Source organism: Paenibacillus sp. BR2-3, from assembly GCF_046529485.1.
GTDB lineage: Bacteria > Bacillota > Bacilli > Paenibacillales > Paenibacillaceae > Paenibacillus_AQ.
In genome coordinates, this window is record NZ_CP126311.1 from 4,005,545 (window position 1) to 4,032,075 (window position 26,531).

Below are 26,531 nucleotides of genomic sequence, written 5' to 3' on the forward strand. Positions count from 1 at the left end.
CTCCCGCGCCCTGTCTGCCTGACAAGGAGTATTTGTTTTCTTGTCTTGTCTTTATTTTGTACTTTAAACCTTAAGGTCACATTAAAAACAATTTAAGCTTAGATAAAATCGGGGAGGGGTACTCGGGCTCCACCGCTGTTGAAATCGTGTTCCCTGAATTTACCCTGCGGGTGGAACACGATTTCAAAGGCGGACGTAAACTTTCCGCTCCGATACCCCTCCCCTAAGCAGGGAAGCATAAGAAGAAACGGGTGCCGTCCTTAAAGGGACGGCACCCGTTTCTCGTAAAAATAGAAGGAAAAAGTATGGAGTGAAACTATAGTTTCATCCAATTTCCATGTTTTCTGTTGCTGGACAAGCTTCCGGCAATCTGGAAAGTCCGTTTATTTGACGTTGACTCTAGTTTGTAGTTTTCCCAATTATAACAGTCACCCATTTGAGAAATGCTGATTTGGTCACCAGTGGCGCAGATAATGGTAAGCATGAGCATTTAATAAGATTAACCTATTCCCATGACAGAGAGTTTATAAACTGAATCGTTTGATCGCCTTCAACAATCTCACCGATAGGGTAAGCCTCGCAGCCTTTTGACTCCAGATGCTGCATGATAAAACCTGCTTCGTTCTTGGAAGCGACCAGCACGATGCCTACTCCCATATTAAAGGTACGGAGCATGTCTTTATCGTCTACACTGCCGTAACGCTTAATAGTCTTGAAAACTTGCGGTACTCGGATTTGATCAAGATTAATTCGAGCAGCAGTATGAATAGGCAAAATGCGATTCAGATTCCCTTCTATTCCGCCTCCAGTGATATGGGCCAGACCGTGCATTAAGGAAGTATCGAATAAGCCTTCCAACTCTTGGTAATAACACTTATGGGGTTGCAAAATAGTATCCATAAACGATTTTCCGGCTATGTTTTCCGTTTTTATTTCGGGACGCTCCTCCATTAATTTGCGAACCAGCGAGTATCCGTTAGTATGAAGCCCATTGGAGGCCAACGCAAGAACAACATCCCCAGCTTTTATGCGGGAGCCGTCAATAATTTTGCTTTTATCCACCACCCCTAGGATGCTTGCATTCAGCATATAACCGCCTTCGGGCAACACACGCGGCTGCTCGGAAGTTTCTCCACCGATAAGCTGGCAACCCTGCTTCCTGCTAGCGTCGGCAATGGTGCGAACAATACGGAGCACAATTTCTTTTTCTATTTTTCCGCACAGAATAATATCGAGGACAACCTCAGGCTTTGCCCCCATTACGATGATATCGTTGATTAAGTGATTGATGAGGTCATAGCATATACTCTCGACCTTATCCAGCTCGAAAGCCAACAATTGCTTCGAGCCAGGTTCTTCCGCTTTAAGAACCAATACCGGATTGTCGACACCAGGAAATTTGGCTTCAAATAAAGAAGCAAAGGCCCCAGGACGGTTTAATATTCTGGAGTCACTTGTTTCCATGCTGTCAGCCATTTCTCTTTTGGTTTCGTCAGCGTTTTCAATATTAACGCCCGATGATTTATAAGAAAATTCTTGAGTCATGTGTTCGCCCCCCACTGTTTTATTCAAAAGTTGATTTTAAATATATGCGCTCAATCTCGCATCGCTGTCCTTGTGATAATACATGCATAACCTGATCGGCGACATCATCGGCATAAAGTGAAATCGGACGGTCTCCCGGCTTTTTTCCATTAAAAAAGGTGTCGACACGTCCCGGACCGATAGTTGTAACTGTAATCGGAGTTCCTTTCAATTCCTGCCTGACGGAATCTGCGAAGCCTCGAAGACCGAATTTCGAAGCGCAATATAAACTACCTTCGGCAAATCCTATATGATCTGCGTCGGAGGTAATATGAATCAGCCTACCGAAACTTGATTCCAATGATCCAGCTCCAAATCTTCTGCTAAAGCGAACTTGCCTATTCCTGCGTTATTGATTAAGATATCGATCCCCCCGGATTCCTGCACTACTTGAAGTATGGTTTTAATAGAGAGGGATAAATCTGTAAGATCACAAGAATACAAATTCAGGTTAGCGGTCAAATCGAGTGTGACATCTTGAGGATTTTTCGTAATGGCATAAACAGTGTATTCGCCCTGATTAATTAGCTTTCTAGCGATTACTTTCCCAATACCCTTACTACATCCCGTTAATAGTACAGTTTTGTTCTTTATGACTCATCAGCTCCATTATCGTTGTTATCAGATTTTCAGTCTGATTGCGCACGGTATGTTTACTAACAAGCACAATTTGGGATTTATAAAAAATACTTTCTTCCGTCAAATTATGCAATAGTAAAGTTTTCCCGGTTTCCACGCAATCCACACAGCAATTGTAAATACTTGGTACTAGCGCTTCGCTTGATCCTGATATATTATCGATGGTTACATTATTTTTGTTGGTCCTGCTGAAAAAATCACGAGTAATTCTTGGGAACTCCGTGATACAGCGAATGGTCGTGTTCTCGCTTAATACAGGACTATCTTTATCACTGATTAGGCTAATCCGGGTATCGCACCAGTCGAGTTCCTTATGAATGTATAGATCGGAACCATTCTCATAAAGCCATTCTGTGGAGGTGATCCCTAAATCCAAATATCCTAATTCAATAAGTCTTGGAATATCTCTATGTTTCAGCAAATAATAATGAATATCACCTTGATCAAAAAATGCAGCTTGTCTTTGTTAATGGGAACTCTTAATAAGTCTTCAATTAACGAGATAGACTTTCGCTTTACGACTCCTTTAGGCATTCCGAAACGAATCAACGCTTCGGTTTATTGCTCTCTACCGGGGATATAGCAGCACAATATACAATTAAACGATCATTGGCTGCTATATTAGGTGTTTTAGCTGCAGAAAATACAATTAAGCTAATAATATTGGAATGACGAGCATGTGCATGTGTACTAGCTCCAGGTAACAAGAGAACTTCCAATTCAGATGCCATAATAAACATGGCGAGTCAACTACCCCTGCGCCCAGCCCTTGCGGTGGGCGTAGATTGCAAGCTGCGTACGATCGTCCAGCTCGCATTTCATCAGCAGGTTACTTACATGCGTCTTCACGGTCTTGATGCTGATATGAAGCTCCTCGCCGATATCCTTGTTGGTTTTGCCCTCGGCGATGAGAAGCAGGACTTCTTTCTCGCGTTCGGTAAGTCCGGAGGAGTCGCCCTGAACGGTCCGTTGGCGGATACCGCGTGTCAGTGCCTGCGATACATCCCCGGTCATCACCGGCATGCCGCGGTACGCTCCTTGCAGCGCATAGATCAGTTCCTCTGCCGACACTGTTTTTAAGACATAACTGACAGCACCTGCTTCAATGGCATCCACTACAAGATCGTCTTCCAGGAAGCTGGTCAGTATTACTATTTTCAAAGCGGGAAATTCCTTCAGTACAGCTCTTGTGGTCTCCGCACCGTTCATCACCGGCATCATAAGGTCCATCAGCACGAGGTCAGGCAAACCTCCATCCCAGCCGGTCCGCAGCATTTCCAGCGCTTTCAGCCCATTGGCGGCTTCTCCAATCACTTCAAATGTGGGCTCAAGCATCAAATAGGTTTTGAGGCCCATCCGGACCATGTCATGATCATCAACGAGCAATATTTTAATAGCACTCATCTTACTTTATGCCTCCTCTTCCCCGTCGCTCTCTGCATCTACAGCGGTGAGCTGTGGTCTCTCGTTTTTCTGAACAAACTTGGGAATATGTACGCGGATCGTCGTTCCAGCACCCTTGCGGCTTATAATCTCTACCTGGCCGCCCAGCTTTTCCGCACGCTCTCTCATGGTAATCAAGCCGTAAGATCCATGCTTATTCTGCATAAGCTCAAAACCGTGCCCATCATCGCTGATACTCAGCACTACCTGCCGTGGCCCTTCACGCAGCGACAGGCTTACAAGCCGTGCTCCCGCATGCTTCACGATATTCGCCATGGCTTCCTGAATAATAAGGAACAGCTGATGCTCAATGGCCTCGGAAAGCTCTCCTTGCAGCTCCAGCTCCTTCATGCCCTTCAGACCGTTCTGGCGGCAATAATCCGGGAACCATTTCTCCAGCGCCTCGAACAGATTCCTGCCTTCCAGCTCTACTGGACGCAATTGTGCAATGAGCGCTCTCATCTGTTTTTGGGCCATTTGCGACATCGTGATCAACTGATCCATTACCGTTTTTCCCTGTGCTTCATTCCGTTCGAGCACTTTTGGCAGGGAGGAGGCGGACATGTGAATAGCGAACAGCTGCTGGCTCACCGTATCATGCAGATCCCGGGCCATCCGCCGCCGTTCCTCCAGAACCGCGCTCTCCGAAGCTTTCTCCTTCTCAATGACCTCCTGTTCGCCGAGACGCTGCAGCAGCTTCATTTTGTTCTCAACGGTATCCATCATGACATTAAACTCATGGTAAACTCTCGCAAAAGACGGATCATCGCTCTCCGGCATCCGGACAGAAAGATTGCCCTTGGCTACCTGCAGCATATTCAGATCAATATGATCGATCCGCCGCTGAATTCGCTGACCCGCCATATACCCGAGTACAATGGTAAAAAGTATAATTCCCAGACTTAAATACAGCCACATCCGGTAATCGACAACCTTTATATAACCAAGACAGCTTCCGGCATAGATCAGTGCTGCAGACACAACCCCGCTGAGGAGAAAATAAATCTGCAGCACCCACTTTGTATTTTTAAAAAGAGTTCCCATGCTTAGCCCACCGTTTTAACCTTAATATCTCCGATGAAGGCGCTAACGTTAATGCGGATTTTTTTGCCCGCTTCCTTGTAGTAGGGGGTCTTGCATTGAGCATTGCTCATAAACCCGCCGCGCGACTGGTCCAGCACCTGCATATCGCCGATAAAAGAACTGCTGTTCACCGAAATGCCCAGGTCCATATCATCCGGAATATAGACTTTGATATCCCCGACAAAAGCGGAAATATTTATCTTCGTCTCGCCGTAGGGAATTTGCGCATTGGTCAGATCGAGCACCGTGTCACCGATAAATTGCGACAGGTTCGTATTTTTCAATTGAAAATGTTCCCGCCCCATGTGGATATCCCCGATAAACGCTGAGCGGTTCGTCGTATCTTTGCACTTATTGTTATCGTGAAACTCCTCATGCCAGTGGGCATCGTGCTTGCGGGCATGCCGCTCCATCCGTTCCTGGTATCTGCGCTCATGGCGCTCCCGCTTCTCTCTCCAGCGGGATTCCGCATGGGAGTGCAGACCGGGATTGTCCTCTTGATCCTTGCTAAGATAACGATCCCAATCGGTCTTGCCGCCTGCTGCCGCTTGACTTCCAAGGACATCCTGTTCGCCCGCAGGCTTGCCGAATTTCTCTGCAAATTGTTCGTCGAGGGTGGACTCCAGCGGTTTCGGAGGCTCCACGTTTACCGGTCCCTTATCCGGCGGGAAGTAGCTTGGTGGAACTGGCGGTGCGGGCGGCCCGGTATGACGGGGTTTAAAAATCACATAAATTCCGCCGCCGATCAGGAGGACCGGAATGAACATTTTGAAGAATTCACTTGTTGAAAGGTCGAACCACTCCAGATTGCGGCCCAGAAAAAATATCCCCATCGCCGTAAAGAAAACCCCGGTAATAAATGAAGATCCTCTGGAACCGTAATCCCCGGTCGCGAGCAGGCGCTGTACGCCCATTACGATCAGGATAACCGGCCAGTAGTTGGAGAAGACATAACCGATGCTGAAATCGGTGTATCCCATCTGTCTTAATAAAAATATCGTTCCAATTCCGATCAGAACCAATCCGCCGATGATCTGGCTTGTCAGTCGTCTTTTCATCGCCATTTCTCCTTAATTATAATGTCACTGGTTCTTTTGCAATCTATGACCTTAGTGTACAGCAACGCAAGGATCAGAAACAGCGGCGTGAGAAGGAATCTTGTCTCCGTCTTCGGACCGAGGGAGGTGGAAGAATTGAACAAAAAAACGCCCGCACCTTATAAAAAGGCGGGGCATTTTCTCAGCAGAGTACTGCTTTTGGATTTCTCACTGCATTATTGCTGCGGTTTTTGGACGGGTTTAGCCATATTGTTGCCACTTTGCTTGGTTGTACCTTGATTCTCTGTTGCAAATTCGGCATCGAATTTTTCATTCGGTGTTTTGTAGTTTTCTTGAACCTTTGATTTCTTGGCCATGGAATTCACCTCCCATCTTCGGAAGAGGCTGAACTGCTTGCCCCAGTCCGTATTATGGGAAGAGGGCCACACTATTATGCATGACCAAGTGAAAATCGGATCAATCTGTTGCCACGGACTCGCCGGGTTAAATAATTTCTTCCAGCAGGGACTGCGGAACAGAATTATAGGTCTTGATGGCTTTACTGAGATCTTTCAGCATCACTTCCGACACTTTTCCGCGGCCTCGTTTGATCAGCTGAACTTCGACTGTTTTTTTGCCCCATTCCTTAAAAACCTGTTTCGTAGTCGAAAAATACAGATCAATCTTGCGGCCTTTAATGGCTGAACCGGTATCCGCGACAACAGCATATCCATAGCCCGGTATATAAAGGATACTGCCTATAGGCAACACCTTCGGGTCCGCTGCAATGGTCGACAAGGAATTTTTATCCCTGCGTACTTTAACACCGGAATAAGTAATACCGTACTCTGGATGATTCGGGTTTTTGCCAGTAGATTCAAACCCGGCGGTATAACCCGTTGCCGTTACCTTCATTGTCCGGATAATTTGCTCCGCTGCCGGTGCGGCTACCGGTACGGATATGGGTGTTTTTAGCGCATAACTTTTACCTTTACCTTTACCTTTAGAAGCGGCTTTCTTCGGTTTTGCCGACTTCTTAACAGGCAGTTGTGATTTCGTTGCGGCTGGTGCGGATGGAACTATTGCTCGGCTCAGTGTAAGCTGCCTCGTTATTCCATTGCCGGACCCACCGGCTGTTGTTAAGCTTTTATTTTGCGGATTCACTGTTTTTTGAATAGTGCTGCTCTGCTGATAAGAAACATTGCCCGCAGCAAGCGGCTTGGATTCATGTAAACTTGATTTCGCATAAACTCCGGATGCAGTCAGAAGCAGCGTAAATGTAACAAGAATACACCAAAGCCTCTGCCATATGCCCATTTTGTTCATTTGACAAACCTCCCCCTATTAGCGAAGGTTTCCCGTTTTCCAAAATTTTATACATGAAACACATAAATGCGCTTCAAGGTCATATGACTAAAAAATGACGCGTGATGCGATTTCTTCAGCTAGTGAATCTATAACCTCTTGAAGCGGCTTAGCCCCAATATCGCCTTCTCCGCGTTTGCGGATAGACACGGTCTCTGCGTTCTTCTCGTTCTCACCGACTACGAACATGTAAGGCAGCTTTTCCAGCTGGGCTTCACGAATTTTGTAGCCAAGCTTCTCGTTTCGCAGATCCGCATCAGCAGAAATGCCGCGGCGGCGGAGTCTGTCCGTCACTTCCTTCGCATAATCATCAAAGGCGGTGGAAACCGGGATAACCTTAACCTGCTGCGGGGAAAGCCAGAGCGGAAGCGCACCGGTGAAATTCTCCAATAAGAAGGCCACAAACCGTTCCATAGTACTGAGAACGCCGCGGTGCAGTACGACCGGACGGTGCTTCTGACCGTCGTCACCGACATATTCCAGCTCAAAGCGCTCCGGCAGCAGGAAGTCGATCTGCACAGTGGAGAGCGTCTCTTCCTTGCCGAGCGCGGTACGGATTTGCACGTCCAGCTTCGGCCCGTAGAAGGCAGCCTCCCCTTCCGCTTCGAAGAACGGTAATCCTGCCTCTTCGGCAACTTCGCGCAGCATCCGCTGGGCAGTTTCCCACATTTCGTCATTTTGGAAATACTTCTCAGTGTCCTGCGGATCACGGTACGACAGACGGAAACGGTAATCGTGAATACCGAAATCACTATATACTTGCTTGATCAGTTCCAGAACTCTGGTGAACTCGCTCTTGATCTGATCCAACCGGCAGAAAATATGGGAGTCGTTCAGAGTCATGGAGCGAACCCGGTGCAAACCGGTTAAAGCACCCGACATTTCATAGCGGTGCATGGTCCCAAGCTCGGCGATACGGATCGGCAGATCACGATAGCTGTGCATGGAGCTCTTATATACCATCATATGATGCGGACAGTTCATTGGACGGAGTACAAACTCCTCGTTATCAATGGCCATTTTCGGGAACATATCCTCTTGATAGTGCTCCCAATGACCGGAAGTTTTATACAACTCAACGTTTCCAAGCACCGGAGTGTAAACATGCTGGTATCCGAGACTGGCTTCCAGATCTACGATATAGCGCTCCAGAATACTGCGCAGCTTGGCGCCTTTCGGCAACCAAATCGGTAATCCCTGACCCACCAATGGATTAAAAGTGAAGATCTCCAGCTCTTTGCCCAGCTTGCGGTGATCGCGTTTCTTCGCTTCTTCCAGCAGACGGAGATACTCATCCAGCTGCGCTTTTTTGATCCAGGCAGTACCGTATACCCGCTGCAGCATTTTGTTCTTGCTGTCGCCGCGCCAGTAGGCACCGGCTACATTCATCAGTTTGAATATTTTGATTTTAGAGGTAGAAGGCAAGTGTGGACCCCGGCACAGATCGAAAAATTCGCCCTGTTCATAAATAGTAATGACGCTTTCTTCAGGCAGCGCCTCAATCAGTTCGAGCTTGTAAGGGTCGCCCAGCTCGCCGAAGATCTCCAGCGCTTCCTTGCGGCTAACCTCTTTTCGTACGATAGGCAGGTTCTCGGATACGATTCGTTCCATTTCCTTCTCAATCTTCAGAAGATCCTCAGGATTAAGCGAATGCTCCAAATCCATATCGTAGTAGAAGCCATCTTCGATTACCGGGCCTACGCCAAGCTTAACCTCCTTGGCTCCGAACAGCCGTCTTACCGCCTGAGCCATCAGGTGAGCCGTACTGTGGCGCATAACTTCAAGACCTTCTGAAGAGTCCAGGGTTACGATTTCTACCAGTGCGCCTTCTTCCACCGGAGTAGATAAATCTACAACGACCCCGTTCATTTTGCCGGCGGCCGCATTCTTGCGCAGTCCGCTGCTGATAGAGGCTGCTACATCATCAATGCTGCTGCCTTTTGCGTATTCCCGGACCGAGCCGTCCGGGAGCTTGATACTTACTGCCATTGTTTTTCCTCCTCTAGGTTTGGGATTGCTTATTCAGAACGGTCTTTGCCGTCAAGTTTTGCGGAACGGAAATATCCACGCATACAAAAAACACCCGTCCCGCAAAGGGACGAGTGATTACACCCGTGGTTCCACCCAAATTCAATTCCTCTCGCTTTCCGCTTCAGAAGCGGCTTGGGAGACAGAATCCTTCATCAGCATGGGTATAACGGCCATGAACCGGCGGTTCTTACTATCCCTTATCGAAGAAAGGCACTAAGCTGAGCTTCAGGGAATTCATAACCGCAGCTACAAAGGGGTAAATCGGAATCGGATACCGGAGGAAATTACAGCCCATTGTTTCCTCTCTCTGAACGGTCCATCTGTCGATTCATGTCTTTGTCGAAGCTGTTAACGTGAATTATGTGTAATTATAATTCTGTCGTCTCCGTCCGTCAAGCCCACCTTGAAGTCATTCCCGGCGTTTTCGTTCAGGCAGGCGGCCTGCGCGTTTCAAAGACTCACGCAGCAAGTATTCAATATGTCCGTTTACACTGCGGAATTCCTCTCCCGCCCAGCGTTCTAGAGCCTCATGGATCTCAGGATCAATCCGCAGCGGAAAGCTTTTCTTGGCCGCCATGATAAACCGCCTTAATACAACGAGCCGGTGTTAATAACCGGACTCGCTCCGCGTTCCGACACAATCGCTACCATCAGATTGTTAATCATCGCCGCTTTGCGTTCCTCATCAAGCCCAACGACTCCGCTATCCTTGAGCTGCCTGATGGCCAAATCCACCATACCGACAGCGCCCTCTACGATTATCTGGCGTGCAGACAGAATTGCGGACGCCTGCTGACGCTGCAGCATGGTGCTTGCGATTTCTGTAGAATAAGCCAGATGCGTAAGCCGCGCTTCTATCACTTCTACACCGGATAAGGACAGGCGATCCTGCAGCTCCACCGCCAGCTCTTTAGCGATTTCATCAGCATTGGCACGCAGGGACATGCCGGATTCGTTGAAATTATCGTAAGGATATTTGCTGGCTACATGGCGCAGCGCCGTCTCGCTCTGAATTTCCACGAACGCCATATACTTATCCACATCGAATAGCGCTTTTGCCGAATTAATAACTTTGAACACGATAACTGCTGCAATTTCAATCGGGTTGCCTTCAACATCATTAACCTTTAGCTTGACGCTGTTAAAGTTGCGGACACGCAGGGAGACTGTCTTGCGGACACTGAAGGGTGTAACTGCCCACATACCGCTTGTGGCGATCGTCCCCACATATTTCCCGAAAAAAGTGACCACTACAGATTTGTTCGGCTGTACAACTGTAATGCTCGTAAGAAGCACTGCGGCAACCAGGAACAGAATAACAGGTGCGGCAATGTACTCCTGAGAAGCACCGTAAATTCCACCGCCGAGACAAACCGCAAGCAATGCGATGACCCAAAATCCGCTAACTGGATGAAGTATTTTCTCCTTCACATGAATACCTCCAATAAGATATGTATTTGATATGATTATGATATCACTATTGGATATTAATGTAAACCTATATATGAGGAAAACTCGATCTTTTTTTAAAACTATATGCTTACTAAATGGGACCCTGAAAAACTGGATTGAACCCTAAATAAACTGGGCAATTGCACTTTGTACACTTATATGGACTCCGTTGAGTTAACATTGGGCTTTAGTTGTACTTCGTACAATTACATTCCAGAGAAACTCGTTTCGCGGTCCTCTACCCCGAACATAGCTGCACAGAATACAATTAAACAACCTTTTCCCGTGATACGAGCCCATTTTAAATGTACAAAGTGCAACTAAGGGTTATTATGTACTTCTGTCAATAGAGTGGACACGGTAAAAAGGTCGTTATGTAGCCTGGCTGGGGATACGTAGACATTAGTGAGTACGAGGTAATACGAGAGAATACGGAGGGAATCCCGCCGGATGGGTGACAAATGGCTTTATTGAAAAAACACAGAAAAATATCACTGCATCTATTAAGGAATCTCTTATACTTTTATTAATGAGAATCTGCAAATTCTCAAGTTTAAGAGGAGGATGAATCGATGAGTGTCAAGGACGAAGTGCTGGAATGTATAAAATCTGCCGGAGCGCCTGTCAGTGCGGGCGAGGTTGAGAAGCTCTCCGGTTTGGACCGTAAAGCAATCGACAAAGCTTTTAAAGAACTGAAACAGGAAAATGCGATAGTCTCCCCTGTTCGCTGCAAATGGGAAGCTGCGCAATAACAGCAAACCCTCAGCGCCTATAGACTAGTACCAAACAAACAGGCCAACTTCTCCCGTCAGGAAGAGAAGTTGGCCTGTTTGTTATTCACTGTATAAAAAATTGCTGGTTCCCCGAACCTGTCAGTTCTGCATAATAAAATCATTATCAATCTTCGCGTCCACATCGTTGAATACCCGCAGAATATCGTAGCGCGTATTACGCTGCGCCGGGATTTTGCCAGCCTCGCGGATGAGTTGGGTGATGGATTCGATGTTGACCTTGTACGTTGCTCCCGCTGAGGATACGACGTTCTCTTCAATCATCGTGCTGCCGAAATCATTGCAGCCATAATCAAGCGAAAGCTTGCCTACTTCGGGCCCCATGGTCACCCAGGAGGATTGGAAGTTCTTGATGTTATCCAGCACGATCCTGCTGATAGCCACCGTTTTCAGGTACTCCTCCGGTGTTTGTCTATCCAGCTTCAGGTTTGTATTGTCCGGCTGGAACGTCCAGGAGATGAATGCCAGGAAGCCCTCCGAATCGTACTTATTGGCGATGCATTCATCCTGAGCCTCACGTACCCGCAGTAAATGAAGGGCCCGTTCCTCCATGCTCTCGCCCAGACCGATAACCATTGTCGCGGTAGTATTCATACCCACTTTGTGCGCCGTTTGCATGACGTCCATCCACTCGCGCCAGGAGCCCTTGAGGCGGCTGATTTTGCGGCGCGTCCGGTCATCGAGGATTTCTGCACCGCCACCCGGCAGCGAATCCAGACCGGCAGCATGAATCTCCCGCACTACCTCTTCCAGCGTAAGCCCCGAAACTTCCTTCATTTTCATAATCTCGGCAGGTGAGAAGGAATGCATCGTAATCTCCGGGAAACGCTGCTTGATCCCCCGAAGCAGGTCCGTATAATAGCTGAAAGGCAGGTTAGGGTTCGTGCCGCCCTGCATCAGGATTTCGGTTCCATTCACGCCGATCGTTTCCGAAATTTTTTGGAATATCGCCTCATCCGGCAGCACGTAACCTTCTTCCGAGCCCGGTCTGCGGTAAAACGCGCAAAAGCGACAGTATACATCGCATACATTCGTATAATTGATATTGCGGCCGATGACAAAGGTAGCCAGCGGATCGGGATGCCACCTTTTCATAATAATATTCGCAGCAGCCCCCATTTTCTCTATCTCATTGCTCTCGAACAGCTTGACGGTGTCCTCTAATTGCAAACGGTCACCCCGCAGCGCCTTATCCAGAATAAGGTCTATTCCACCCATCATTCGCAGCCTCCCTCTATGCCTATAACTGTATGGTAGATTCATAAAATTTGCATATCAAATGAACAAACTCGTTACATTATCGTAACATAAACTGACCTTCTTTAAAAATAAAGGTTTTGGCGGCTGCTTATCCCGCAGCAAAAAAAGGAGACTCCCGGAAGGCCATACAAATGGCTGGGAGTCCCACTTTGATTTAGAAAAGAACTGCAAAAATCTCAGCGAACAGGCCACTTCCTCTGTGTACTATCGGGCAACGGCCTCTTCCACTTCTCCCCGTGCAGCTTCCAGCGCATTTCCGAGGTCAGCGATCAAATCGTTCACATGCTCAATACCGACAGAGAAGCGGAGCAGACGGTCATCCACACCCACCGCATCCCGGATCTCCACTGGTATGTCGGCGTGGGTCTGCACTGCCGGGTAAGTCATAAGCGATTCTACACCGCCCAGGCTCTCTGCAAAAGCAATAAGCCGAACATGACGGAGCAACGGCTCCACGTATCTGGCATCTTTTAATTTAAAAGAGAAAATACCCGTATTTCCGGATGCCTGACGGTTCTGAATCTCGAATCCCGGGTGTTCCGGAAGCCCGGGATGGAACACTTCCGCTACAGCGGGGTGATCCTTCAGAAAGTGGGCAATTGCCAAAGCGTTGCTCTGGTGCCGCTCCATCCGCAGGGCCAGCGTCTTCATCCCTCTCATCAACTGATAGCTGTCTGATGGTGACAGCACGGCTCCAATGGAGTTATGCAAAATAGCCATTTCAGCCGACAAGGCTTCGCCCTTGGTAACGATAAGACCCGCCAATACATCATTATGTCCGCCCAGGTATTTCGTTGCACTGTGGACAATAATATCGGCACCAAGCTCCAGCGGCCGCTGGAAAAAGGGTGTAAGCAGCGTGTTGTCCACTATCGTGAGCAGATCATGCCGGCGGGCCCAGGTACACACAGCCTCGATGTCTGTAATCATCATGAGCGGGTTGGTCGGCGTTTCAATGAATACCGCTTTTGTATTCGGGCGGCGAATGTCTTCCAGCGCATTCAAATCATTGGTATCCACGTAGGAGGCGGTAATTCCAAATCTGGACAGAATCCGCTCAAGCAGCCGGTAGGTTCCTCCGTACAAATCGAGCGAAACGATTAAATGATCCCCTTGGCTGAAATAGGCAAACACGGTTTGAAGCGCAGCCATTCCAGAGCTGCAGGCAAATGCGGCGTCGCCGGATTCCAGTTCAGCTGCGGCATTTTCCAGTACGGAGCGTGTCGGATTCTTGGTGCGGATGTAGTCAAAGCCGGTACTTTGTCCCAGGCGCGGATGCCGGAAGGCAGTGGATTGATAGATAGGGTAATTAACCGCTCCGGTAGCCGGATCTTCCTGTGAGCCCATTTGAGCCAGCCTGCTTTCAATTCTGAGTTTCTCGTCCATGGTAAGCCTCCTGTTTTTTGTTTATAGCTTGAGTTTTATTAAATCATGGGTCCAATATCGTAAGGGGTTTCCTGATATACATAGTAATTGAGCCAGTTGGCGAATAATAGGTTAGCATGGGCACGCCAGACTGCGGGCGGTGTACGCTGCGGATCATCATTTGGATAGTAATGCTTCGGCAGTACCACTTCCATACCTTTGGCGACATCGCGGTCATATTCCCACTTCAGCGAAAAGGGGTCATACTCGGAGTGACCGGTTACGAAGATCTGTTTACCATCATGGGTTGCCACCAGATAAATGCCAGCCTCTTCCGATTCCGCGAGAATCTGCAGTTCCGGCGTAGCCTCGATATCTTCACGGGAAACGTCAGTATGCCGGGAATGGGGAACATAAAACAGTTCATCAAAGCCGCGCAGAAGCTTAACATTACTGGATTTGACCGTGTGCGGGAATACGCCGAAGCATTTCTCATCCAGGCTTTCTTTGCGAACACCAAAGTGATGGTATAATCCTGCCTGTGCAGCCCAACATATATGCATGGTCGAAGTCACGTGATGCTTGCTCCATTCAAAAATCTCTTTCAATTCTTCCCAGTAATTCACATCCTCGAACTCCATCTGTTCTACCGGAGCACCCGTGACAATCAGACCATCCAGACGCCGGTGGCTAATTTCATCAAAGGTTTTATAAAAGCTCTCCAGATGCTCTGCCGATGTGTTCTTGGACGTATGGGAGCGGGGATGAAGCAGCACTACTTCCACCTGAAGAGGCGAATTACCGATCAAACGCAGCAGCTGCGTTTCCGTTGTTTCCTTAGTAGGCATTAAGTTCAGAATAGCTATACGCAGCGGGCGTATATCCTGGTGAAAGGCCTGGCTCTCGTCCATCACAAAAATATTCTCTCCGGACAATACTTCCTTGGCCGGTAAACTATCAGGGATTTTAATCGGCACTTGCTTATCACTCCTTCAATGAAATGGAGACCGCGGAGCGGACCCGGAATAAAATAAAAAGACCTTTCTCAAGGCGAGAAAGGTCATATTTTACAGTCATATGCGCCTCTCTCATCTGCCAGAAAACACCTGTCCTGACGCATGCGCCATACAGTTTCAGTTTCCGCAAGAATTAGCACCGTGCGTTCACACGCCGGTTGCCGGGTTTCATCGGGCCAGTCCCTCCACCTGCTCTTGATAAGATTTAGCTGTATTCAGTTAAAATTCTTTAGAAATTACTTTAAATCATGAACCTAACTTTCGTCAAGTCCATACAATGCTTCAGGAGCCTGAAAATGATAACTTTTTTTCTTGTAAGAGGCATAACCCGGCGTTATACTAGACAAGTGTTTCATACCCCAAGGAACAAGAAGAGGTGATGGAGAATGGAAGGCGACCCGAGCTCGCAGTTAAGCGTACAGAATGAACAACCACACAGGATTATCATCAGCTTGCCGGCGGCGGGAGCAATTCTTCTTCATGCGCTTGGAATGTTATTATGACCTGCTTCCTCTAAGCGACCCGGCCAAGCTGATTTTTTTCTCTGTGCTTTTTTTAGCATCCCCCTGGAGAAGACTAGGGACAGAAGGAGTGAAATCAGATGAAAATCCGGCTGGTAAATGCGGGGATTTTTACGCAGATCGACGATATTGAAACAACAATGACCGCTCCGGCGGAAGGGTTCTACTGGATTGATGCAGATGTGGAGGATTTGGTGCACCTTCAGCCTCTGTTCAACCTCCATGATCTGGCGGTAGAGGATTGCCTCAGTGAAGAAGATCAGCGTCCCAAGATTGAAATATACGAAAGTCACTACTTTATTGTAGTCAACAGCATCCGCTTTGATGATGAAGAAATATTCCTGCGGGCACTGAACGTATTTCTCGGCAGACATTATATCATCACCGTAACCAAACAAAAGCTTCATGAGCTGCGCATCCTGAAGCCGATGCTGTGGGAGTTGGAGGTCAGCGAGCCTGACCGGTTCCTGTATCTGCTCATTGACCTTGTCGTGGACAATTATTTCTCCGTCGGCGACCGGATTGAAGCCCGGATTGAGAAATTGGAAGAGGATATCCTCATGCACACCAAGAAATCACATCTCAGTGAGATTATCGGTCTGCGAAGCGAAATTCTGTGGCTCAAGAAGATGCTTGGACCGCAGAAGGAAGTTATCAATACTCTTAATAAAAAGGACCTCCGCCTGATCGATGATCAGCTGCAGAAGTATTTTAGCGATATATATGAGAATGCCGTCAAAATTTCCGAGACCTTTGAAACGTACCGCGATCTTATGGGCAACTTACGTGAGGCCTACCAATCCAGTATTGCCAATCGCGCCAATGAGATTATGAGAGTGTTTACGGCCATTACAACCATATTCATGCCGCTGACCGTGATTACAGGTATTTATGGAATGAACTTTGATAATATTCCCGAATTGCATACACAATACGGTTATTACGGCGTTATAGGTGCAATGGTAACGCTTGGCTGCGGTATGCTGTATGTGTTCCGTAAAAAAGACTGGCTATGAGCGATATAGATCGATATAGAACGATCCAGAGAAAAAGACGAAGGCCCCCACTCCTCAAGGGTAAGGGATTCCTTCGTCTTTTTGACATACCTGAGGCTTTACAAGCTGGAGGCCATCGCTGCGACGCCGGCATTCCCGCGCCGGAAGCGTATGCGGATCAGACGTAGACGTTCATAATACAGATCCAGCCCTCCGGGAGCGGAAAACTCATTACCGTACACCTTATAAAGCACAGGCTTCAGAAAAACATCCCCAAGTTCCCTGTACGCGCTCCAAACCTCCTCCTGCTGCTCTTGCGTCATGCTGCCAAGCTCCAGGGCAATAAGCCTCTCTACAGAATAACCATCCTTCTCCAGCTCCTCCACGGCCTCCAGCAGCTCGCGGCGGCTCACCCCGCATTCCTCTTTTAGCTGCTCCATCCCATGCCCTTGCTCAATCCCTTGCAGCAGCAGGCGCCGCATTCTCAGCCGCTCCAGCTGCTTCTTGTATTTAAGCTCCTTCTGCTTGTAAATCCAGGATATGAAGGATTGCTTGTCAGTCTCTTTATGTACCCACCCCAGCGGAAAATGATGCTCCCTTGGCACCGCAGCCGTAATAGCCAGCCAATCGGCTCCGTACTGGGCGGCTTTTCCCTCCCCTACTCCGGGCAACTGTAGCAATTCCTCCAGCGTGTGCGGCAGATATGCGCTTAACAGCCTCAATAACCGGTTGCTTGCCAAAATGTAGGGAGCCTTCCGCTCACTGGATGACCTTCCTCGGCGCCAAGCGCACAATTCCTCATATACCTTCTCATTGCTATGCTGCTCACTGTAATATTGCAGCTTCAGATGCTCGGCGTTACGGCTCGGAAAACTATCCTCATCATGAAAAATACCATCAATCAAGGGCCGGTAGCCTTCACCCATCTTGACCGCCAGCTCATGCCTGTACACACAGAGCATTTCACTCCATGAACCGCCTTCATACCATATACTGTCAACACTTTTTTCCGGATTTGAAAAATCCCTCCAGCCTAAACTCCATACACCTTCCTCCTCCCCGATCCAAAGCTGGGCGAACATTTCCTGATCCCTGCTGGCATTCTTGGACAAGCGGTTCATAAACACGATTTGCATATCAATCCCTACCCTTCTTATTCTGACAGTACGAAAAAAGAGCACCTCTCTCACGAAAAATCGCGAAAGAGGTGCTCCCTCATTAATTTGCTATACTGTTAAATCCTACAATACCATATATTACGGAACAGTCAATCCTTTTTATACTACTCTCTGCCGATTGCTAGCTTTGCCAGTCCCAACGCGCCTGACAAGCCTGCGTTGTCTCCAAGCTTCGGAGGAACAATATAATTGTCAATATCGGCATTCAAGGCTGGATGCTGCACGTAACCTTGAAGCAATTCCTGCAGCTTGGTGCGGATCAGCGGGAACAGGTGGCTCTGCTTCATGACTCCGCCGCCCATCACAATCTTTTGCGGGGACAGAATTAGTACATAACTCATAAGGGCATGGGCCAGATAATGCGCTTCCATCTCCCATGCAGGATGATCGGCGGGCAGATCGCCTGCCGGCTTGCCCCAGCGGTGTCCTATGGCCGGGCCTGCTGCCAGACCTTCCAGACAGTCCCCATGATAGGGGCAAGAGCCGGCATAGGTATCCTCGGGTTGACGGCGGACAACAATATGCCCCATCTCCGGATGTGACAATCCATGAATGAGCCTGCCCCCTACAACAGCGCCTGCTCCGATTCCTGTACCCACCGTAATATAAAGGCAGCTGTCCAAACCACGAGCAGCTCCCCAGGTATACTCTCCAAGTGCCGCTCCGTTTACATCCGTGTCAAATCCGATAGGCACATTGAAGCGCTCTGCTACCGTACCGACAAGGTTATACTGGCCCCAATGAGGCTTTGGCGTCGTTGTGATGTAACCATAGGTTGGACTGCCAAGCACCGGGTCAATCGGTCCGAAGGAGCCAATCCCGATAGCTTTTGCTTCCTTGCCTTCAAAATATTTCAGTACCTGCCCCATCGTTTCCTCGGGGGTGGTTGTCGGAAAGCTGACCCGGTCGATAATCGTGCCATCCTCTTTGCCAATCCCGCATACAAATTTAGTTCCTCCGGCTTCAATCGCTCCCAATAATTCCACTGCAGCAGTCTCCCTTCACCTTTAAGCGTAATCCCGCTAAACGGCTTCCCTGTTTATAAAGCGCTTTATGAGTCTATTATACATTGGTAGAAGAAATTATAACAAGCGGTTGACATATCGAAAAAAAGATAACTTTATGCGGCTAGGCATAAGTTATCCATTTTCTATTAACCCAAATCCCCAAGCTCAATCTGCACAATACCCCGTTCATCCTGCACCGCAGCAATCAGATGCATCAGGCTGCCGAACTCCAGCTCCTGGAATTTGCGTGCCGCTGTCTCCCGCTGCAATTCCCACAGACATTCGGTTAACGTACAGACGATCGGCACATCGCAGCGGATCTCTGCCAGCTCCCGAGACAAATGCAGCATCTCCAGATCCGCTTCAATCTTGGCCCGTACGCCTTTGGGCAGGAGATGCAGATTTTCAATTACGCCCTCAACCGTGCCGTATTCAATCAGAAGCTTTAGAGCCGTCTTCTCGCCAATGCCGCGTACACCGGGGTAGTTGTCGCTTGTATCTCCCATGAAGCCCTTCAGGTCGATGACCTGAAGAGGAGTCAATCCCTTTTCCTCCAGCAGTTCGGCAGGATCGTATACTTTATAGTTGGAGCGCCCTTTTTTCATAATAACGACCTTAACTCTGTCATTCACAAGCTGCAGCATATCGTGGTCACCCGTCAGTATATACACCTCGGACTCCGCACTAAAGCACGAAGCCAGCGTGCCGATGCAATCATCCGCCTCATACCCCACAATGCCCACGTTTGGCACGCCGAGTTCCGCGACTACATCTTTCACCAGCTCGAATTGGGGGATCAGCTCCAGTGGTGGCTCAGCCCGATTCGATTTGTATCCGTCGTACCTTTCGGTACGGAAGGTACCTTTGCCCATATCCCAGCAGCACACCACATGAGAAGGCTCAAAGGTGCTGACCGCATCGAAAAAATACTGCAAAAATCCATATACCGCATTCGTCGGCATTCCGGCGCTTGTCTTGCGAATATAGCCTCCGTAGGAGGTGGCATAAAAGGCCCGGAACAGCAGCGCCATTCCGTCTACAATCAATATGCGGCCCGTTGTTTCTGCTTTCATTGTAACCCTCTCCCTTTGTAATAATAAAATCAGGCGTTGCTCCAGGCTTCGGCATACTGCTCTTCCTTGAAGCCCACCGTAACCTTCTTCCCATCGCTGACAATCGGACGTTTGATTAACATGCCGTTGCCAGCCAAAAGCTCCAGCTGTTCCTGCTCACTGAGGCCGGGCAGCTTGTCTTTAAGCCCCAGTGATTTGTACACCTCACCGCTTGTATTAAAAAACTTCTTTAATTCGAGCCCGCTGTTGCCCACGAGTATGCGCAGCTCCTCTACGCCCGGCGGCTGCTCTGCTATATGTTGAAGCTGCAGCTCATGATCCTGTGCTTGCAGCCATTTCACGGCGCTGCGGCAGGTGCTGCATTTTGGATATTGATATATTTTAAGTTTGCTCATAGTCTGCTCCTTGATATCCGGTTTATAGTTCGCAACTACGGGGAATGTTTGGACTTCCGGCCGCTGTTGTCTCCAGATGTTTTGGATTAGTCCGCTTGCTGCGGTAAACATCCGGAGACAAAGGCGGTCGCTAGCGCTCCTCCAGTTCCAAACTTCCCCTTCGTTACTTCATCACCGGATGATTATTACAACATCCTATTCGCCTGCTTGGACGCGGCGCCGCAGGGTCTCCTCCAGCTTCGCCATGTCGGAAGGCAGGGGAGCTTCAAAGGTTATTTCTGTCAGCAGTACGGGATGCTTGAATGTCAGCCGCACCGCATGCAGTGCCTGGCGGGAGATGGCGGCGTCCAGAGAAGAGACGAGCTCCAGTTGCTTAGCTTGGGAAGGCGTCAATTCCGGCTGGTTGTACAGCACGTGGCGATACATGCTATCGCCGATTAACGGACAGCCGATAGAGGTCATGTGTACCCGAATTTGGTGGGTACGGCCGCTCTCCAGCTTCAGCTCGACACGGGAGCCGTTAAGGTAATTTTCCTTAACCTCGTAACGAGTTAAGGACGGATAGCCGTCCGGCGTTACAATGCGCCGGTGCGGCTCCGCAGGGTCACGATCAATCGGACCGTCAATATCACCCCCCGGCTCTGCTGGAACGCCGTGCACAAACGCAGCGTAACGCTTGTCCACCGATCCGGCAATCATCTGCTCGGAAATATGCTGGTGACTATAGGGATTCTTGGCAATGACGAGCACACCGGAGGTCTCCTGATCCAATCGATGAACAGGCCGGAAGCGATAGTGCTCATTTTTTTGCGCCCAATAATAGACAACTCCATTGGCAAGCGTATCGGTATAATGCCCGTGGGTTGGATGCACAATGATGCCTGCCGCCTTGTTGACGACAAGCAGATGCTCATCCTCGTACAAAATTTCAAAAGGAATCGGCTGGGGCAGAATATCCTCAGACGTTTCCGTCTCCATCCGAATCTGCACGGTATCCCCGGCTTTGACACGTATGCTGATATAGACGCGTTCTCCGTTAAGGGTAATGCCCTGCTCCGTCATCTTGAGGCGGGACAACAGCTTGCGGGATACCTCCATCCGTTTCTGCAGGATGGTTTTCAGCAGCCAGCCGTCCTCTGAAGACGGAACGATATAAGTAATCGGTGAATAATAGCTGGTCATATTAGTCCCGGAACACCTTCTTGCTGCGCACATACTCTACGTCAGCAATTCCTGCACGCGTATTGGCCGCCCGGGCTAGAGCGAAGAAGTAATCCGACAAACGGTTAAGATAGGTGATTGCTTCCGGATTAATATCCGCACTTCGTCCCAGGGTGACCACACGCCGCTCCGCGCGGCGGCACACGGTGCGGCAGACATGCAGCACCGAGGACAGCGGGTTTCCTCCCGGCAGGATGAAACGCTCCAGCTTCGGATTCTCTTCCTGAAGACTGTCGATCCAGCCCTCCAGCCGTTCGGACATCTCGCCTTTCAGCTTATACTTGGTCTCACTGATCTTCACGAACGCCAGATCCGCGCCGCAATCGAACAGCTCATGCTGAATTTCCAGCAGCTGTTCCCGTACATCCGCAAATTTCTCGTCCTCCATCAAACTTCGTGCCTGCCCTACGAAGCCGTTCAGTTCATCAATTGTCCCGTAAGCTTCCACACGGATATCATCCTTGCCTACCCGGCCGCCGATGACCGAGGTCTCCCCTTTATCTCCCGTACGTGTATATATCGCCATAGGTCTTCCTCCTCCAACGGGTTACGGAATCATTTCCGCTTATTCCATCATTGCTTTTATGGCCGAAATGCTTTGTTCGAAGTTGCCTGTTGAAACCGGAACCGTTACAAACAAACCCTCAGGCGCGTATCCCGAATCCTGGAACATTTTCAGCTTAGAGACGGGGATTGCATACAAATGCTCTTCCTGTTTAAGGTCACTGCTATCCGCCTGTTCGACTCCCCCTTCAAAGACACCCTCGGGATAATCAGCAGCTGAAAAATACTTATCCAGCGGCAGGTTCGCTCCATTTTTCCCGTAATTCAGAACATCCTCTTTGGACAAAACCATAATATCATTCATCCCGGCCGCATACTCCACCATCAGTTTTTGTATGTTATATATACCCATCGCGTTGAACTCCACTTTAAGGTCAGGACCCAGCTTGTCCTGCAGGCTCTTCTGCATAGTATCCCCGATACTGCCCGGACTCCCGGCTTTATCCATCATAAAAACAGTAACCGTATTCTCGTTATTGTCTCCTCCGCAGCCCGCCAGCAAAGTCACAAGCAACAGGAGCGCAGCCACTAGACTGCCCTTCCACTTTCCGTTCAAAGCACTTCCCCCTTAAAATCACATAATATTAATGTACCATATGAGGGAATCGAAGACGAGGGAATCGAGGAATATACAAAAAGAGGGCCCGATGGACCAATGTCATTAAGATAAGCTCAAAGATAAGACTGGGAATAAAAATGGAATCCGAAACGGCATGGGAAAAAGCCCTGTGCCGTTTGTTTTTTTGGTGCAAGCAAGAAAAAAGCGCACAGCAAACAAGCGGACGGAATATCCGCTTAAAAAAATGTTCATACGAAACGAATTATGCTACTCTGTAGACGAAGCTAACGACTGATTTCCAGCGGATTTTGCGCGTATTCTTCTGCCCTGGGCGAATGGGTCGAATCGGCAAAATGTTCTTGCGAATCAGTGCTTCTACATCGGGCGGGGGTTCATCGTCCCGTGAGCGCAGGAAATGTCTACAAACGTGAACGGCAACCGTGAAGTTGACTTGGTAGGGGTGCCGTTTATCCATTTGGGAAATGACGACGTGCGAGGTCATCATTTCAGCGAAATTGTACAGGATCATTCTTGCAAAAATCTCTTGGGTGATGGACTCTTGTCTCTTTGCGTGAAAATTCGTCAGGCCGACGGTGTATTTCAATGCCCGGAAAGAGTTTCAATGCCCCATCGCATGTTATAAATGGACTTGATTTCATCGGGTGGGAAATCAGCGGCAGAAAGATTCGTAATGACGGTTTCATAAGCGCCACCCGGCAGGACGAAACGGACAACCCGAAAGGAAATCGGGTAAAACAAGTTCTCGTGCAAATCTAAAAAATCAAAGGTAGACGTGGAAGGGACGAACTTGTACATCTCAGGATGAGCCTTGACCTCTTTGGTTTGTTTTTTGGTGAGTGTCAGATGAACGTCCATATCAAACGCTCCGCCAGAGGGCAGATGCAAGCCCGAAAGAATGCCATTCGAATCCAAATCCTTAACCCGTATGACATAGCTCCACCCTTTGCGTTCCATATGCGCGAAATTGTTGTAACTTTCATAACCCCTATCGGCAGTAACAATGGTTTTGCCTTGAATGGGGGAACGGTCAACCATGGCAGCCAGCGCCCTTCCCTCGTTGCACAACCTCCGTGGCTGAATAATGGCATCCACGTAAAGTCTGTTGCATAAGTCATAGGCTGCATTCAAATGCAGAAGGTTGTAGCCTTTCGTGTTCGGTTGACTTTGGAAATAGGTATCCGTGTCCGCCCGGTCGGTTGCGATATGCAAATCCGAACCGTCAATGGCAAGTAATCGATACCCTCGGTAGTCCTTGATATCCGTATAGGATTGCGTAAATTCGTGAAACAAGAATTCCACAGCAGACGGCAGGATTTTATTCCTCTGTTGGACAAAAGCAGAAGTGGTTGCGGTGTTTACGTCATAGCCCTGCGATTCCAAGAGTTCCTTGTAAAGGCTGTTTCCTCCCATGGAAATCAGGAGTTGCATGACCGTTTCAAAGGGCAGCTTTTTCTTTCGGGTAAAATCTTTTTCAGGGTTTTTGACAAAAGGAGCGGGTGCGGCTGACATTTTTCGTATGAGGGATGTCAGCGTTTTTTTTAGCGAGATCGCGTACTCATCCATTGGCGTAACCTCCTCGTTTTTTCAAGGGGCTTCGCCACACATTTCCATCTGCTTGTCAAGTTCTTTTTTTAGTGCAAAAAAAAGAGCGGGCTATCTTTTCGATAACCTGCTCTTTTTCTTGATTTTTGGCCTTGCGCCTTAACTTAATGACATTGCCCGATGGACCCTCTTTGTTGACCCCGTCGTTATTTCCTGCGGGGACGCGCCTTCATATATTCATTTATCTTCAGATCCAGCATGCTGCTAATTTCAATTACATTATCCGAGGTAAATGAATTTTCCTGTATAAATAATTGCTCCATTCTCCCCCGGAGTATCCGGATTTCATCTTCCAGAGAGGGACGGTGCGAAGAAGCATCTTCCTTGGCGGACCGTTTCCCGCTTCCCGAGAAGCATTCCCCGCCATAGGAAGGTAAGTAATAATCGGCACTAAGCACAATCATCCCTCCTAAACAATTTGTTAACTACCACTTCATCATGCATTACTGCATAAGAAACCAAGTAAATATTTAATACTTTACTCTCGAAGTAAAATTATACCATAAAATAAAGATGTCCGCTACCTCTATTTTTTCATAGGATAAATATTTATTCACTATTTCGCATAAAACTCACTACACTCTTTCCTTTTCAAGCTGCTTCACGAAGGCACCAATACGTTCGACTGCCTCGTTCAGCTGTGATACCGAAGTAGCATAGGAGCAGCGTAAGTACCCTTCACCGCCCAGTCCGAACACACTGCCCGGAACAGCAGCTACCTTGTATTCGCGCAGCAACCGCTGGGCAAATTCGTCAGAGGTCAAACCCGTTCCCTGAATGCTGGGAAAAGCGTAAAACGCTCCTTGCGGCTCGTGGCATTCCAGCCCGGCTTCCCGCAGGCCCTTAACGATCAAGCGGCGCCGCTGGTTATAAGAATCAGCCATGCGATCCTTTTCCTCCATGCCATTATTCAGCGCCTCCAGCGCTGCCACCTGGCCCATGGATGGTGCACACATAACGGTATACTGATGAATCTTCAGCATGGCAGAGATAAGTTCGGGATGACCACAGGCGTACCCCATTCTCCAGCCTGTCATCGCAAAAGCCTTGGAAAAGCCGCTGACCAGAATGGTCCGGTCCATCATTCCTGGCAATGAAGCAAAGCTCACATGATTGCTGCCATAGGTTAATTCAGCATAGATCTCATCCGAAATAACAATCAGATCATGCTTCTCTACAACCTTGGCAATTGGCTCCCAATCCGCCCTTGTCATAATCGCACCGGTCGGGTTGCTGGGATAACAGAGAATCAGGATTTTGGAGCGTGGGGTAATTTTGGCCTCCAGCCCCTCAGCAGTAAGCTTGAAGTTGTCCTTGCCGAACGTCTCAATGCCGACCGGAATGCCGCCCCCAATCGACGTAATGGGTGAATATGAAATATAACACGGTTCAGGAATCAGAATTTCATCCCCGGGCGCTATAAGCGCACGCAAAGCCAGATCAATGGCTTCACTCCCGCCCACAGTCGCTATGATCTGATTGGCAGGGTTGTATTCGACGGCAAACCGGGTATGCAAATAATTCGCTATACCTTCCCGCAGCTCCGGCATACCTGCGTTTGAAGTGTAGCCCGTAAACCCTCTTTCCAGCGAATAGACGCAAGCTTCCCTGACGTGCCAAGGAGTCTTGAAGTCGGGCTCCCCTACACCCAGAGAAATGATATCCTTGCTGCCTGCAGCCAAATCAAAAAACTTGCGGATGCCCGATGGCTGAATTTGTTGGACCAAAGGTGCCAGATAAGAATTCATCGACTTATGATTGTCTCCGGTAAGCTGCGTATTATTCGTGATCATATTCTAACTTCCTTTACGGAGAGATCATCAGGCGGTTATCTTCTTCATGCTCTTCAAAAATGATCCCGTCCTGCTTGTATTTTTTAAGCGTAAAGTTTGTTTTAGTTGACAGTACTGCATCAATAGGCGACAGTTTCTCGGATACAAAATTGGCTACTTCCCTCAGGTTGCGGCCTTCCACTTCTACCAGCAAATCATAGGCGCCTGACATGAGATAGACGGATTTCACCTGCGGATACAAATAGATCCGCTCGGCAATGCCTTCAAAACCCCGTCCTCTTTCAGGGGTAATCTGCACCTCTATCAGTGCGGTCACTCTTTCGTCATCCACTTTATCCCAGTTAACCACTGTAGCGTATTTTACAATGACATGTTCTTTTTCCATTTGCTCAATCACAGTCTTGATATCGTCCTCTTCCGCTCCTAGCAGCGTGGCCATCAGCTCGGTAGAGCTTCTCGCGTCCTCCTTGAGCAGTTCCAGCACTTTCCTCTTCAGCTCGTTCATTTCCTTCATGCCTTCCCTCCGGATTGTTCGC

29 protein-coding genes, 1 pseudogene and 1 riboswitch are annotated in these 26,531 nt (G+C 48.6%); of the genes and pseudogenes, 2 read left to right on the forward strand and 28 right to left on the reverse strand.

Annotated features, from left to right (window positions below; translation table 11 throughout):
- Positions 1 to 504: 504 nt before the first annotated feature.
- The 13 genes and pseudogenes from purM to PaeBR_RS19375 form a co-directional block, all read right to left on the reverse strand.
- The gene (gene purM / locus PaeBR_RS19315; RefSeq protein WP_410512135.1) at positions 505 to 1,572 is read right to left on the reverse strand and encodes a phosphoribosylformylglycinamidine cyclo-ligase; all 1,068 of its coding nucleotides are present in this window, start codon (positions 1,570 to 1,572) and stop codon (positions 505 to 507) included.
- Positions 1,565 to 2,178: pseudogene (locus PaeBR_RS19320) on the reverse strand (SDR family oxidoreductase). The gene purM and the pseudogene PaeBR_RS19320 overlap by 8 nt, the downstream one beginning before the upstream one ends.
- Positions 2,144 to 2,656 carry an ATP phosphoribosyltransferase gene (hisG, locus tag PaeBR_RS19325; RefSeq protein ID WP_410515244.1) on the reverse strand — a complete coding sequence of 171 codons (513 nt, stop codon included), beginning with the start codon at positions 2,654 to 2,656 and terminating at the stop codon, positions 2,144 to 2,146. The pseudogene PaeBR_RS19320 and the gene hisG overlap by 35 nt, the downstream one beginning before the upstream one ends.
- 112 nt (positions 2,657 to 2,768) lie before the next feature.
- Positions 2,769 to 2,963, reverse strand: coding sequence for a hypothetical protein (locus tag PaeBR_RS19330; RefSeq protein WP_410512136.1), 195 nt, complete (start codon positions 2,961 to 2,963; stop codon positions 2,769 to 2,771).
- A 10-nt stretch (positions 2,964 to 2,973) separates the two neighbouring features.
- Complete coding sequence (locus PaeBR_RS19335) at positions 2,974 to 3,627, reverse strand: response regulator (RefSeq protein ID WP_410512137.1); 654 nt, start codon at positions 3,625 to 3,627, stop codon at positions 2,974 to 2,976.
- 6 nt (positions 3,628 to 3,633) lie between these two features.
- Positions 3,634 to 4,710 carry a histidine kinase gene (locus PaeBR_RS19340; protein WP_410512138.1) on the reverse strand — a complete coding sequence of 359 codons (1,077 nt, stop codon included), beginning with the start codon at positions 4,708 to 4,710 and terminating at the stop codon, positions 3,634 to 3,636.
- Between the two features lie 2 nt (positions 4,711 to 4,712).
- Positions 4,713 to 5,807 carry a cell wall-active antibiotics response protein LiaF gene (gene liaF, locus PaeBR_RS19345; protein ID WP_410512139.1) on the reverse strand — a complete coding sequence of 365 codons (1,095 nt, stop codon included), beginning with the start codon at positions 5,805 to 5,807 and terminating at the stop codon, positions 4,713 to 4,715.
- A 215-nt stretch (positions 5,808 to 6,022) separates the two neighbouring features.
- Positions 6,023 to 6,163 (reverse strand): hypothetical protein, encoded by a 141-nt coding sequence (locus PaeBR_RS19350; RefSeq protein WP_410512140.1) that lies wholly within the window; start codon positions 6,161 to 6,163, stop codon positions 6,023 to 6,025.
- A gap of 127 nt (positions 6,164 to 6,290) precedes the next feature.
- On the reverse strand, positions 6,291 to 7,112 hold the full coding sequence (locus tag PaeBR_RS19355; RefSeq protein ID WP_410512141.1) for a 3D domain-containing protein: 822 nt from the start codon (positions 7,110 to 7,112) through the stop codon (positions 6,291 to 6,293).
- An 87-nt stretch (positions 7,113 to 7,199) separates the two neighbouring features.
- Positions 7,200 to 9,140, reverse strand: a complete 1,941-nt coding sequence (thrS, locus tag PaeBR_RS19360; protein ID WP_410512142.1) for a threonine--tRNA ligase — start codon at positions 9,138 to 9,140, stop codon at positions 7,200 to 7,202.
- A gap of 13 nt (positions 9,141 to 9,153) precedes the next feature.
- On the reverse strand, positions 9,154 to 9,279 hold the full coding sequence (locus PaeBR_RS19365; protein WP_410512143.1) for a hypothetical protein: 126 nt from the start codon (positions 9,277 to 9,279) through the stop codon (positions 9,154 to 9,156).
- 312 nt (positions 9,280 to 9,591) lie between these two features.
- On the reverse strand, positions 9,592 to 9,759 hold the full coding sequence (locus PaeBR_RS19370) for a toxin-antitoxin system HicB family antitoxin (RefSeq protein ID WP_410512144.1): 168 nt from the start codon (positions 9,757 to 9,759) through the stop codon (positions 9,592 to 9,594).
- A gap of 11 nt (positions 9,760 to 9,770) precedes the next feature.
- Positions 9,771 to 10,613 carry an SPFH domain-containing protein gene (locus PaeBR_RS19375; RefSeq protein WP_410512145.1) on the reverse strand — a complete coding sequence of 281 codons (843 nt, stop codon included), beginning with the start codon at positions 10,611 to 10,613 and terminating at the stop codon, positions 9,771 to 9,773.
- Between the two features lie 593 nt (positions 10,614 to 11,206).
- Between PaeBR_RS19375 and PaeBR_RS19380 the strand changes: the two genes are divergently transcribed.
- Positions 11,207 to 11,386, forward strand: a complete 180-nt coding sequence (locus PaeBR_RS19380) for a transcriptional regulator (RefSeq protein WP_410512146.1) — start codon at positions 11,207 to 11,209, stop codon at positions 11,384 to 11,386.
- Between the two features lie 120 nt (positions 11,387 to 11,506).
- Here the strand turns inward: PaeBR_RS19380 and mqnC are convergent, their stop codons facing one another.
- From mqnC to metA, 3 genes are all read right to left on the reverse strand, one after another.
- Positions 11,507 to 12,643 carry a cyclic dehypoxanthinyl futalosine synthase gene (gene mqnC, locus PaeBR_RS19385; protein WP_410515246.1) on the reverse strand — a complete coding sequence of 379 codons (1,137 nt, stop codon included), beginning with the start codon at positions 12,641 to 12,643 and terminating at the stop codon, positions 11,507 to 11,509.
- Positions 12,644 to 12,889: 246 nt separating this feature from the next.
- Positions 12,890 to 14,071 (reverse strand): aminotransferase class I/II-fold pyridoxal phosphate-dependent enzyme, encoded by a 1,182-nt coding sequence (locus tag PaeBR_RS19390; protein ID WP_410512147.1) that lies wholly within the window; start codon positions 14,069 to 14,071, stop codon positions 12,890 to 12,892.
- Between the two features lie 38 nt (positions 14,072 to 14,109).
- Complete coding sequence (gene metA, locus PaeBR_RS19395; protein WP_410512148.1) at positions 14,110 to 15,027, reverse strand: homoserine O-succinyltransferase; 918 nt, start codon at positions 15,025 to 15,027, stop codon at positions 14,110 to 14,112.
- Positions 15,028 to 15,135: 108 nt separating this feature from the next.
- Positions 15,136 to 15,271, reverse strand: a riboswitch (SAM riboswitch).
- A gap of 396 nt (positions 15,272 to 15,667) precedes the next feature.
- On the opposite strand from metA, the gene corA reads away from it, so the two are divergent.
- Positions 15,668 to 16,603, forward strand: coding sequence for a magnesium/cobalt transporter CorA (gene corA, locus PaeBR_RS19400; protein ID WP_410512149.1), 936 nt, complete (start codon positions 15,668 to 15,670; stop codon positions 16,601 to 16,603).
- A 98-nt stretch (positions 16,604 to 16,701) separates the two neighbouring features.
- Here the strand turns inward: corA and PaeBR_RS19405 are convergent, their stop codons facing one another.
- The 12 genes from PaeBR_RS19405 to PaeBR_RS19460 form a co-directional block, all read right to left on the reverse strand.
- A complete protein-coding gene (locus tag PaeBR_RS19405) occupies positions 16,702 to 17,718 on the reverse strand; it encodes an HRDC domain-containing protein (protein ID WP_410512150.1) in 1,017 nt (338 codons plus the stop codon).
- A gap of 146 nt (positions 17,719 to 17,864) precedes the next feature.
- Complete coding sequence (locus tag PaeBR_RS19410; protein WP_410512151.1) at positions 17,865 to 18,746, reverse strand: ROK family protein; 882 nt, start codon at positions 18,744 to 18,746, stop codon at positions 17,865 to 17,867.
- A 167-nt stretch (positions 18,747 to 18,913) separates the two neighbouring features.
- Positions 18,914 to 19,840 carry a 5'-3' exonuclease H3TH domain-containing protein gene (locus PaeBR_RS19415; RefSeq protein ID WP_410512152.1) on the reverse strand — a complete coding sequence of 309 codons (927 nt, stop codon included), beginning with the start codon at positions 19,838 to 19,840 and terminating at the stop codon, positions 18,914 to 18,916.
- 29 nt (positions 19,841 to 19,869) lie between these two features.
- A complete protein-coding gene (locus PaeBR_RS19420) occupies positions 19,870 to 20,235 on the reverse strand; it encodes an arsenate reductase family protein (RefSeq protein ID WP_410515247.1) in 366 nt (121 codons plus the stop codon).
- Positions 20,236 to 20,430: 195 nt separating this feature from the next.
- A complete protein-coding gene (locus PaeBR_RS19425) occupies positions 20,431 to 21,417 on the reverse strand; it encodes an RluA family pseudouridine synthase (RefSeq protein ID WP_410512153.1) in 987 nt (328 codons plus the stop codon).
- Between the two features lies 1 nt (position 21,418).
- A complete protein-coding gene (locus PaeBR_RS19430) occupies positions 21,419 to 21,982 on the reverse strand; it encodes a cob(I)yrinic acid a,c-diamide adenosyltransferase (RefSeq protein WP_410512154.1) in 564 nt (187 codons plus the stop codon).
- Between the two features lie 39 nt (positions 21,983 to 22,021).
- Entirely contained in the window at positions 22,022 to 22,576 is a 555-nt protein-coding gene (locus tag PaeBR_RS19435) for a hypothetical protein (protein WP_410512155.1), read from the reverse strand.
- Positions 22,577 to 22,841: 265 nt separating this feature from the next.
- Positions 22,842 to 23,108 carry a hypothetical protein gene (locus PaeBR_RS19440; RefSeq protein ID WP_410512156.1) on the reverse strand — a complete coding sequence of 89 codons (267 nt, stop codon included), beginning with the start codon at positions 23,106 to 23,108 and terminating at the stop codon, positions 22,842 to 22,844.
- Between the two features lie 71 nt (positions 23,109 to 23,179).
- A complete protein-coding gene (locus PaeBR_RS19445) occupies positions 23,180 to 24,163 on the reverse strand; it encodes an IS4 family transposase (protein ID WP_410512157.1) in 984 nt (327 codons plus the stop codon).
- 185 nt (positions 24,164 to 24,348) lie between these two features.
- Positions 24,349 to 24,606 (reverse strand): aspartyl-phosphate phosphatase Spo0E family protein, encoded by a 258-nt coding sequence (locus tag PaeBR_RS19450; protein ID WP_410512158.1) that lies wholly within the window; start codon positions 24,604 to 24,606, stop codon positions 24,349 to 24,351.
- Positions 24,607 to 24,777: 171 nt separating this feature from the next.
- On the reverse strand, positions 24,778 to 25,995 hold the full coding sequence (locus PaeBR_RS19455; RefSeq protein WP_410512159.1) for an aminotransferase class I/II-fold pyridoxal phosphate-dependent enzyme: 1,218 nt from the start codon (positions 25,993 to 25,995) through the stop codon (positions 24,778 to 24,780).
- 13 nt (positions 25,996 to 26,008) lie between these two features.
- A complete protein-coding gene (locus tag PaeBR_RS19460; RefSeq protein WP_410512160.1) occupies positions 26,009 to 26,509 on the reverse strand; it encodes an Lrp/AsnC family transcriptional regulator in 501 nt (166 codons plus the stop codon).
- Positions 26,510 to 26,531: the final 22 nt, after the last annotated feature.

Bases quoted from the DNA above. Each gene is read 5' to 3' on its own strand.
- PaeBR_RS19455 (WP_410512159.1), bottom strand. From the start codon at position 25,995: ATGATCACGAATAATACGCAGCTTACCGGAGACAATCATAAGTCGATG.
- PaeBR_RS19460 (WP_410512160.1), bottom strand. From the start codon at position 26,509: ATGAAGGAAATGAACGAGCTGAAGAGGAAAGTGCTGGAACTGCTCAAG.
- corA (WP_410512149.1), top strand. From the start codon at position 15,668: ATGAAAATCCGGCTGGTAAATGCGGGGATTTTTACGCAGATCGACGAT.
- PaeBR_RS19390 (WP_410512147.1), bottom strand. From the start codon at position 14,071: ATGGACGAGAAACTCAGAATTGAAAGCAGGCTGGCTCAAATGGGCTCA.
- liaF (WP_410512139.1), bottom strand. From the start codon at position 5,807: ATGAAAAGACGACTGACAAGCCAGATCATCGGCGGATTGGTTCTGATC.
- PaeBR_RS19425 (WP_410512153.1), bottom strand. From the start codon at position 21,417: ATGACCAGCTATTATTCACCGATTACTTATATCGTTCCGTCTTCAGAG.
- mqnC (WP_410515246.1), bottom strand. From the start codon at position 12,643: ATGGGTGGAATAGACCTTATTCTGGATAAGGCGCTGCGGGGTGACCGT.
- PaeBR_RS19420 (WP_410515247.1), bottom strand. From the start codon at position 20,235: ATGAGCAAACTTAAAATATATCAATATCCAAAATGCAGCACCTGCCGC.
- PaeBR_RS19355 (WP_410512141.1), bottom strand. From the start codon at position 7,112: ATGAACAAAATGGGCATATGGCAGAGGCTTTGGTGTATTCTTGTTACA.
- PaeBR_RS19430 (WP_410512154.1), bottom strand. From the start codon at position 21,982: ATGGCGATATATACACGTACGGGAGATAAAGGGGAGACCTCGGTCATC.
- PaeBR_RS19350 (WP_410512140.1), bottom strand. From the start codon at position 6,163: ATGGCCAAGAAATCAAAGGTTCAAGAAAACTACAAAACACCGAATGAA.
- PaeBR_RS19415 (WP_410512152.1), bottom strand. From the start codon at position 19,840: ATGAAAGCAGAAACAACGGGCCGCATATTGATTGTAGACGGAATGGCG.
- PaeBR_RS19440 (WP_410512156.1), bottom strand. From the start codon at position 23,108: ATGATCCTGTACAATTTCGCTGAAATGATGACCTCGCACGTCGTCATT.
- thrS (WP_410512142.1), bottom strand. From the start codon at position 9,140: ATGGCAGTAAGTATCAAGCTCCCGGACGGCTCGGTCCGGGAATACGCA.
- PaeBR_RS19405 (WP_410512150.1), bottom strand. From the start codon at position 17,718: ATGCAAATCGTGTTTATGAACCGCTTGTCCAAGAATGCCAGCAGGGAT.
- PaeBR_RS19450 (WP_410512158.1), bottom strand. From the start codon at position 24,606: ATGATTGTGCTTAGTGCCGATTATTACTTACCTTCCTATGGCGGGGAA.
- PaeBR_RS19335 (WP_410512137.1), bottom strand. From the start codon at position 3,627: ATGAGTGCTATTAAAATATTGCTCGTTGATGATCATGACATGGTCCGG.
- PaeBR_RS19370 (WP_410512144.1), bottom strand. From the start codon at position 9,759: ATGGCGGCCAAGAAAAGCTTTCCGCTGCGGATTGATCCTGAGATCCAT.
- PaeBR_RS19445 (WP_410512157.1), bottom strand. From the start codon at position 24,163: ATGGATGAGTACGCGATCTCGCTAAAAAAAACGCTGACATCCCTCATA.
- PaeBR_RS19330 (WP_410512136.1), bottom strand. From the start codon at position 2,963: ATGTTTATTATGGCATCTGAATTGGAAGTTCTCTTGTTACCTGGAGCT.
- PaeBR_RS19340 (WP_410512138.1), bottom strand. From the start codon at position 4,710: ATGGGAACTCTTTTTAAAAATACAAAGTGGGTGCTGCAGATTTATTTT.
- PaeBR_RS19380 (WP_410512146.1), top strand. From the start codon at position 11,207: ATGAGTGTCAAGGACGAAGTGCTGGAATGTATAAAATCTGCCGGAGCG.